The organism is uncultured Virgibacillus sp. (assembly GCF_947495635.1).
Lineage (GTDB): Bacteria > Bacillota > Bacilli > Bacillales > Amphibacillaceae > Virgibacillus > Virgibacillus salarius.
Map to the genome: position 1 here is coordinate 1 of NZ_CANMAB010000188.1, position 2253 is coordinate 2253.

The 2253-nt window shown below is 39.5% G+C and carries 2 protein-coding genes; both read left to right on the forward strand.

Annotated elements, in window-relative coordinates:
• The first annotated feature begins 279 nt into the window (after positions 1-279).
• Positions 280-546 carry a YhdT family protein gene (locus Q1A47_RS20355; protein WP_026682494.1) on the forward strand — a complete coding sequence of 89 codons (267 nt, stop codon included), beginning with the start codon at positions 280-282 and terminating at the stop codon, positions 544-546.
• Positions 543-1976, forward strand: a complete 1434-nt coding sequence (gene panF / locus Q1A47_RS20360; RefSeq protein WP_026682495.1) for a sodium/pantothenate symporter — start codon at positions 543-545, stop codon at positions 1974-1976. The genes Q1A47_RS20355 and panF overlap by 4 nt, the downstream gene beginning before the upstream one ends.
• Positions 1977-2253: the final 277 nt, after the last annotated feature.

The following is a 2253-nucleotide window of genomic DNA, read 5'->3' on the forward strand; positions in this document are numbered from 1 at the left end:
CCGGAGTGGTGGTCAAGCAGTAGCTATTATTCCATAATAGCTACTAGAGGAAGCGTAAATCTGAGCATTTAGTGATAAGGACTGCGAATTTTGCTCAGTTTTTTTTAGTCTAGGAAATGATGAAATTTGAGCCTATATAATTATGGGGCGTATTGAGCCACGTTCAACTCCAGTATTACGTTGCTATTCGGGCGCTTGCGCTTTGGTTCTTTACAGTGAAGAAGTTCTTACGATATATTGTTGTTAAGCAAAATCTCCATTATGAAGTGAGGTGAGTCTGTGAAGTACGGACATAAATATAAGGTTGCTCATCGTGAAGCGCTCATTGGTGTTGGTCTGGTAATCTTTAATTTCTTATGGTGGTTTGCATTTGCCTACGGTTTAGGAGGTAAGGACCCTCAAGAGTATACATATATTGTCGGATTACCTGCGTGGTTTTTCTACAGCTGTGTAGTGGGATTTATCGTAATGGCCATATTGGTGGCAATTGTAGTGAAAAAGTTTTTTGTTGCTATTCCATTTGATGAGGAGAAGGAAATAGAATGAATTGGGAATCGCTAATACCGTTAATAGCAATATTATGTATTATATTTGGAGCAGGAATCTGGGCCGGTGGCTATTTAAAGAATTCTACCAACTTTGCTCAGGATTATTTTTTAGGCGGTAGGAGCCTCGGTGGTTTTGTGCTAGCTATGACAATGACAGCAACCTATGGAAGTGCTAGTAGTTTTATAGGGGGACCAGGGACAGCTTATAATGAAGGGCTAGGCTGGGTTTTATTAGCCATGTCTCAGGTTGCTACTGGCTATTTTGTTCTAATGATCCTAGGGAAGAAATTTGCTATCGTAACTAGGGAATATAATGCACTAACGATGGTGGATTTTTTGAAAGAAAGATATCAATCAAAATGGGTTGTTATCTTTTCTTCAGTCAGTATTATTATCTTTTTATTTTCAGCAATGGCTGCTCAATGGATTGGTGGAGCAAGATTAATTGAATCGTTGATTGGAATCAATTACACAACTGCACTATTTATATTTGCTGTTTCTGTTTTAATCTATGTTACTGTAGGAGGATTTCGTGCAGTTGCTTTAACGGATGCTATCCAAGGAAGCATCATGTTCGTTGGCACATTAATTCTTCTTATTGCTGTGATCATAGCTGGTGGTGGTATACCTAAGATTATTGCTGATTTAACTGCAGAGAACCCGAATCTAATTACCCCTTATGGATCTGAAGGACAGCTGACGCCAACTTATGTATCATCCTTCTGGATATTAGTTGGAGTCGGTGTGGTTGCATTACCACAAATTGCAGTACGGGCAATGTCATATAAAAGTTCACAAGCAATGCATCGAGCTATCATTATTGGAACGGTTGTTGTAGGTTTTATTATGTTAAATATGCATTTAATTGGTGTTTTCGCGCGACCTATTCTCCCAGGTATCGAAGTTGGTGATAAGGTCATGCCGTTAATTGCTTTGGAAGTCATGCCGAATTGGTTGACAGGGATAGTACTTGCTGCACCGATGGCAGCTATTATGTCTACGGTGGATTCGTTATTATTACTAGTCAGCTCGACCATTGTAAAGGATGTTTATTTAAACTATGTAAAACCTGACGCCTCCCATCAAACTATTAAACGCTTAAGTATTGGAATAACAGCATTGTTAGGCATCATTGTATTTATGATGGCACTCAACCCGCCTGATCTTATCATTTGGCTAAACCTTTTTGCATTTGGTGGTTTGGAAGCTGCTTTTATTTGGCCGATTGTACTAGGTCTATATTGGAAGAAAGGAAATAAATATGGGGCGATTTCCTCCATGATAGCAGGAGTAGGCTTATATATTTTATCAGACAGTTTTTTTCCTAAGCCGTTTGGACTCCATTCTGTCGTCCTTCCAGTTGTTGTCTCGCTAATAGTCTATGTAACGATAAGCTTACAAACGCAATCAAAAACAAACGTCACATGATGCCCTGCTCTTTTCATTGCTAAAGCCTGAATCGGAAAGGTAATTATAGAGGTATAAGATAAAGGAGCGAATCGACGAGTAACGAAGCGCTCCTTTTTTGTAGTCTAAGAAATGATAAAATTTGAGCCTGTGTATAAATATGGACGTGTTGAGCTACGTCTAGCTCCTAGGCCCAGAGACTAGGTGTCTTCACGAATCTCCCTCATCTAAGTCATTATTGGCTCGTAAGCTCACCGTGATTCGTTTAACTCCGTTGGACTCGCTCCAGTTACTACAT

Coding starts and splice junctions, on each gene's coding strand:
- panF (WP_026682495.1), top strand. CDS start 543: ATGAATTGGGAATCGCTAATACCGTTAATAGCAATATTATGTATTATA.